Origin of the sequence: Robertmurraya sp. DFI.2.37 (assembly GCF_029211245.1) — a bacterium.
GTDB lineage: Bacteria > Bacillota > Bacilli > Bacillales > Cytobacillaceae > Robertmurraya > Robertmurraya methanolica_A.
In genome coordinates this window covers 1-288 of record NZ_JARGEJ010000886.1, presented here as the reverse complement: position 1 = coordinate 288, position 288 = coordinate 1, and the positions used below count along the sequence as shown (strand labels likewise).

The window sequence follows — 288 nt, the reverse complement described above, 5'->3', positions numbered from 1 at the left end:
AGCGGCTGTGTTTCGGCCGATACCTGGCAATTTCATAAAGCTATCAATCAGCTTAGATATTGGTTCAGGATAGTCCAAATTTTACCCTCCTAGAACATTCCTGGAAGGTTCATTCCTTTAGTGAATTGTCCCATTGTTTGATTTGTTAATTCATCGGCCTTTTTCAAAGCTTCATTTGTTTCCGCTAATACTAGATCGTGCAGCATTTCGATATCTTCTGGATCGACTACCTCTTCATTAATTTTCACTTCAAGAACTTCCTTATGTCCGGTAACAATAACCGTTACC

General features: G+C 39.2%; 1 protein-coding gene and 1 pseudogene. Both read right to left on the bottom strand.

Going from position 1 to position 288, the window contains the following annotated elements; translation table 11 throughout:
• Positions 1–78: pseudogene (locus tag PZE06_RS29020) on the bottom strand (recombination protein RecR); the annotation flags it as partial.
• Positions 79–89: 11 nt separating this feature from the next.
• A partial coding sequence (locus tag PZE06_RS29015; protein WP_275792541.1) for a YbaB/EbfC family nucleoid-associated protein occupies positions 90–288 on the bottom strand: 199 nt, incomplete at its 5' end.